General features: G+C 69.1%; 5 protein-coding genes. 4 read left to right on the forward strand and 1 reads right to left on the reverse strand.

Annotated features, from left to right (window positions below; genetic code table 11):
- Both BN11_RS10165 and BN11_RS10170 read left to right on the forward strand, forming a co-directional pair.
- On the forward strand, positions 1-462 hold a 462-nt coding region (locus BN11_RS10165), incomplete at its 5' end, for an RNA polymerase sigma factor (RefSeq protein ID WP_157044365.1).
- Positions 452-1,894: a hypothetical protein gene (locus BN11_RS10170; protein ID WP_048697266.1), complete on the forward strand. Its 1,443-nt coding sequence runs from the start codon at positions 452-454 to the stop codon at positions 1,892-1,894. The genes BN11_RS10165 and BN11_RS10170, both read left to right, overlap by 11 nt.
- 140 nt (positions 1,895-2,034) lie before the next feature.
- Here the strand turns inward: BN11_RS10170 and BN11_RS10175 are convergent, their stop codons facing one another.
- Positions 2,035-3,867, reverse strand: a complete 1,833-nt coding sequence (locus tag BN11_RS10175; protein ID WP_327152857.1) for an AMP-dependent synthetase/ligase — start codon at positions 3,865-3,867, stop codon at positions 2,035-2,037.
- Positions 3,868-4,002: 135 nt separating this feature from the next.
- Here BN11_RS10175 and BN11_RS10180 point away from each other — a divergent pair, with 135 nt between their 5' ends.
- Entirely contained in the window at positions 4,003-4,647 is a 645-nt protein-coding gene (locus BN11_RS10180) for a hypothetical protein (RefSeq protein WP_048697272.1), read from the forward strand.
- Positions 4,644-5,237: a hypothetical protein gene (locus BN11_RS10185; protein WP_048697276.1), complete on the forward strand. Its 594-nt coding sequence runs from the start codon at positions 4,644-4,646 to the stop codon at positions 5,235-5,237. The genes BN11_RS10180 and BN11_RS10185 overlap by 4 nt, the downstream gene beginning before the upstream one ends.
- Positions 5,238-5,591 lie beyond the last annotated feature (354 nt).

The raw sequence follows: 5,591 nt of genomic DNA on the forward strand, positions 1-5,591 counted from the left end.
CCCCCGGCCCCCCCCCCCCCCGGCCATGACATCGCGGCTGAGGTGTATGCCGTGGCCTGGCGGCGGCTGGCCGATGTCCCGGCCGACGATCCCCGCCCGTGGCTGTTCGCCGTGGCCCGCAACGTGCTGCTGGGTGCCGCGCGCGGCCGGCGCCGCCGGGGTGCGCTGGCCGTGCGCGTCGCTATGCAGCCGGGTGACGCTGCCGCGGGCGATGTCGACGACCTCGCCGTGACCCGGGCGGACATCGTCCGCGCCTGGGTCCGACTCACCCCGGACGAACAGGAAACCCTCGCTCTCACGGTATGGGAGCGACTCGACGCAAGCGCAGCGGCGCAGGTCCTCGGGATCAGCCCCACGGCATACCGGATGCGGCTCTCCCGCGCCCGTCAGGCCTTGCGCGCACATCTCGACGGCCGTCCGCACCACGTGTCGGCCACGAAGGAGAACCGTCATGAACGCTGAGACACTCGAGCGCGAACTCGCCGCCATCGACCCAGCCCCGCCCTATTCCCCCGCGGATGCCGGACGCGCTGAGAGAGCCCTCACGGCCCTACTGGACGGCGACCGGGAGCCGTCGCCCTCTGAGGAGACCCCGCGCCCTCGGTGGGCTCCACTCGCCGCCGCAGCCACTGTCGCGGCACTCGCCGTCGGCGTCGGCGCCTTGGCCGCCAGAGATCGCGGCGCCCCTCCCGCCGGTCCAGCGTCTTCCGCATCGGCATCCGACCCTGTGGGACTGACGGGAGCCGACCGGACCTGGCTGCGGGAAAACTGCGCGATCGGGATCAGCGGGGTTCACCTCATTGACGGGCCCGATCGCGAGCCCGAGCTCTTGGGGGCGCAGCGTCAAGGCTCGTGGGTTTGGGCCGTCGCCAGCGACCGTGTCGGCATCCTCGGCCGCTGTGTGTTGCCGGTGTCCGACCTCGGCAGACAAGCCACGCGCTTCGACATCCGCCTGGTGGACATCGAGCCCCCGGCAGCCGCCGAACTCGCCCTGGCCATTGACGGCCTCGTGCGCACCGGGGTGCGAAGCCAGCGCGAGCCGGGCTTTTCCGCGGCGCCGGCACCGGGACGCCTGCTCGAACTCAGCGGGTTCGTCGGTCCGCAGGTCAAGGACGCCACCCTCGAGCTTGCCTCCGGACGACAGATCGAACTCGCGATCACGACAGCGGCCTCCCGGCCCGCGGGGCGGTTCTTCGACACGCTCGTGGTGGACCCCAGCGATGCTGATGTGTTCGGGCCGGCGACCTATCACCTGACCCTGGCGGACGGGACCACCCGGGAGCAGCACGCCGACACGCTGGCGCTCCGGAGCAGCCCGGCGGCACAACCATACGATCCCGCCTTTGTGCCGGCGCTCGCGGACGGCTCCACCGCCCGCAAGGCCCGGGAGGTCTGCGCGGCGAAGTTCGCCGAGAGCCCCGAGCAAGCGGCCTTGGCCGGAGACGCTCCGTTGGTCGCAGTCGAGAAGCGCGACGGCCTGTTCATGGTGCTCGTCGGCGACGAGGCCGGCGTCGGCTGGTGCCTGTTCGACAAGGCAACCCTCGCCGACCCGGCCGAGCCGGCCGCGTGGGGCCTGGTCCAGCTCACCCCCGGCGCCAGCGCGGCCGCGCAGATCGGCGCCCGAGATATCGGCGATATCAGCCGTCGCGGATACGGCGCGGACGGCCCGTCGCCGGGACCGGATGACCCGACATGGTCGGTAGCCGCCATTGACGGATATGCCGGGTCGGAGGTCCGCGGCATCGCCGCACTGACCCCGCACGGCCGCCTGCCTGCGTTAATGGCCGGGCGCTGGTTCACCGTATGGTGGCCGGCTCGTCCCGGGACGCCGGCCGGACCGTTGGCCTACGAGCTGTTGCTGGCGGACGGCACCGTCACGACGGTCCGCCGCTAGTCACCGGCAACAGCCCTGGCCAGGCGTACTTCTCGCAAGGACAGGGCAGCCTCGCAGCCAGGCGTCGCAATAACGACGCCTGGCTGCGAGAACCGCGCTGGTTTGCGAGAACCGTGCCGGGCTGCGAGAAGTGCGCCTGATCAGCTGTAGTGGGAGTCCAGTTCCTTCTTGTAGCGGTCGCTGACCACCTTGCGCTTCACCTTCAACGAGGGCGTCAGCTCGCCGCTCTCGACCGAGAAGTCCGATCCCAGGATGGTGAACTTCTTGATCTGCTCCCACCGGTTGAGGCTGGAGTTGAGCTCATCGATATAGCCCTGGATCATCTCGCGCGCCTGGTCCGAGGACGCGATCTCCTCGTAGGACTTGCCCTCGAGCCCGTGCTGCGCGGCCCAGCCGGTGATGGCGTCCGGGTCGAGCGTCACCAGCGCGGAGACAAAGTTGCGATCGTTGCCGTGCACGACGATCTGCGAGATGTAGGGGCACATGCCCTTGAACTGCGACTCGATCAGGGACGGCGCGACATATTTGCCGTTGGAGGTCTTGAACAGGTCTTTCTTGCGGTCCGTCAGCCGGATGAAGCCGCGCTCGTCGATCTCGCCGATGTCGCCGGTGTGCAGCCAGCCGTCCGGGTCCAGGGCCTCGGCCGTGGCGTCGGGGTTGTTGTGGTAGCCCTGCATGACGCCCGGGCCGCGCATGAGGACCTCGCCGTCCTCGGCGATCTTGAACTCCATGCCCGGCAGCGCCCAGCCGACCGTGCCGTACTGCCATGCCACCATGCGGTTGACCGTCGAGGCTGCCGAGGACTCGGTCATGCCGTAACCCTCGGCGATCTTCAAGCCCATGCCGTCGAACCAGCGGCCCACGTCCTTGTTGAGCGCGGCGGAGCCGGAGATGAAGAAGCGGATATTGCCGCCGAAGCGCTCGCGGATCTTGCTCATCACCAACTTGTCCGCGATCTTGTGCTGGGCGCCCAGAAGCGCCGACGGCGATTTGCCCTGCTCGCGCAGCTCGCTGACCTGTGCGCCGACGCTGCCGGCCCAGTTGAAGAGCTTGAGCTTGACCCCGCCCTCCTCCTCCATCATCATCGCGATCTTGCCGTGCGCCTTCTCGAAGATGCGCGGCGCGGCGCCCATGAAGGTAGGTTTGACGACGGCGAGGTTGTCGACGATCTTGTCGATGCGCCCGTCGATCGCGGTGGGGAAGCCGATCTGCAACGGGATGGTCAGCAGCATCTTGCCGAAGACGTGCGACAGCGGCAGCCAGAGGTATTGCAGGTCATCCGGGCCGAGGATCCGGATGGCGTCGACCGAGGCGCCGATATAGGTCCAGTTGCTGTGCGGCAGCCGCACACCCTTGGGCCGCCCGGTCGTGCCGGAGGTGTAGATCAAGGTCGAGAGCCGGTCCGGGGTCAGATTGTCGATCCGTCCGTCGACGACCCCGGGGTTGCGCTCCAACTCCTGGCGGCCCAGGATCTCGAGATCCTCCAGGCTCATCACCCAGTCGCCGTCGCCGTCGCCGTCGAAGACCACGACCTTGCTCACGCTCGGGATGACATCGCGGATCGAGCGCAGCTTCTCGAGCTGGCTCTCGTTCTCGGCGAAGACGACCTTGCTGTCGCTGTCGGAGATGATGAAGGCAACGTCGTCGGCGATCGTCGTCGGGTAGATCGTCGTCGTCGCCGCCCCGGCGCACATGTTCGCCAGGTCGGCCAGCGCCCACTCGTAGCGCGTTCCGGAGGCGATCGCGACGCGTTCCTCCTCGCCGACACCCAGCGCGATCAGGCCGGCCGCCATCGCATATGCGTGGTCCTTGACCTCGCGCCACGGGACCTTGACGTAATCGTCGCCTTCGGCATACCAGAAACCGATGGCGTCCGGAGTCTTGGCGACACGCTCACGGAAGAGGTGCCCGACGCTTTGCGCCTGGTTCTCCAGGAGTGAGCTGTCGATGTCTTCTTCGGTCGGGTGGTTCACCTGGGTGGGCATCCTTGTCCACATCTTTCGTTCTCTGCCGGTCGGAAGGTGGCGCCATAGTGACATGCATCGGCGCCGATGTCTGCCCCTGATGAGTATTCTTCCCGTCACGATTCGGCCTTATCATCGGCGCCTATGGCTGGCGGTGCGTTCTCGAGCACGCGCCGTCGGGTTTCCCGGACCGTGCCGGCGGGGGCGCGCAGGGGCCGCGTCCTGCTGCCGTCGCTGATCCTCGTGGCCACGCTTGCCTCTGCGCCCTTCGGCGGGCTGCGTGCGACCGAGGCCCAGCCGCCGGCCGCGCTCAAGGCGGGCGAGGTGATCGCCACTGGCCCCTTCGATGTCACGCTCGGCAAGGTCGTCACCCTCGATGAGCTGTCGGTCAACGACCTGGCACTGTCCCCCGCGAGCCCCGGCGGCCGCCTGATGGCCATCGAACTGACGGTGACCAACACCACAGACGAGCCGCTGTCCCCGCTGCGCATCACGGACGCGATCGGCGGGCCACGCGCGGCCGTGGAGCCGTGGCCGGGACAGGACGAACCTCACGGCGAACTCGTCGCCGTGGCCGACGGCACCCGCGTACGCACCGTCAACCCCGGCCTGAGTGTGCAAGCCGTCCTGGTCTATCCGCAGCCGGCCTCCTGGACCGCCGACCGCATCGACCTGGACGTCTACGACTTCCGCTTCCAGGAAGAGGACCCGCTCTCTCTCGATCCCGACACCTGGCTCCTGCACTCTGTGGTCGCGTCCGGCGAGTTCCCGATCAAGGAGTCGGCGTGAGACGCCTGACCCGGATCGCCGCCGTCGTCGCCACCCTGGCCGCCGGCCACGGAATCACCACGCTGCTGCCCACCGACAAGGTCGCAGCGGCTCCGTTCGTCACCGCCGCCGCGGTGGGCGAGCACGTGCGCCTGCCGTATGCCGAGGTCCGCCTCGCAGGCATCCACCTCGCCACGAAGGTGCAAGGGCAGCCCACGACCGCCACTCCATACGGCCGTTTCCTCGTGCTGGACCTCGAAGTGACGGCGCTGCGGGAGCCGCTGCTGCTCGCGGCGCCGTACCTGCGTGATGGCGAAGGCCGCCGGTATGCCGCGGATACCGGCGCGCAGTGCGCCACCGCTGTCACGCTGCCCACGGGGCTGCCGCGCTACGCGCGCATGTGCATCGACGTCCCGCGGCGCGCCCTCGATGGGGCCACGGTCGTGATCGCGCGGGGCGCGATCGAGATCGACGGGTATCGCCGCGACGCGGTTGCCGAGATCGAGTTGTCGCTGGATTCCACTGCGGCGGAACAGCTCTGGAACACGGCGGCACCGGTCACCGGCTTCCTGTCCGGCTCGACCCCACCCGGCGACTGGGCACGAGCATGAGCGGTTGGTGGCGCGCCAACCGCGCCTGGCTCGCGGCGTTGCCGGTCGCCGCCGCCGTCGGGGCGGGCGCTTCGGCCTATCAGGTGCGCACCTTCTGGTGGGAGTCCGGAATGCACCGGAAGGTCGCCGCACCCGTCGGCGGGTGCGCTCAGGCGCCCGGTATCAGGACCTTGCGTGCGGCGACAATATCGGCGGATCGAAGTCGCCCGCGTCCTCGCCTTCTCCGCGGGAACCGGCAACCCCCGGCAGGAATTAGTCGCGGCACGAGTGGCACACGTTGGCCTCTTGCCAATGAGGAGAGGGTTATGAGGCTCATCCCAATCGAGGGTGTAGTCGGGGTCTGAAGCCGCCGGT

Source organism: Nostocoides australiense Ben110, assembly GCF_001050535.1.
Taxonomy (GTDB): Bacteria; Actinomycetota; Actinomycetes; order Actinomycetales; family Dermatophilaceae; genus Nostocoides_A; species Nostocoides_A australiense.

Bases quoted from the DNA above. Each gene is read 5' to 3' on its own strand.
- BN11_RS10170 (WP_048697266.1), top strand. From the start codon at position 452: ATGAACGCTGAGACACTCGAGCGCGAACTCGCCGCCATCGACCCAGCC.
- BN11_RS10180 (WP_048697272.1), top strand. From the start codon at position 4,003: ATGGCTGGCGGTGCGTTCTCGAGCACGCGCCGTCGGGTTTCCCGGACC.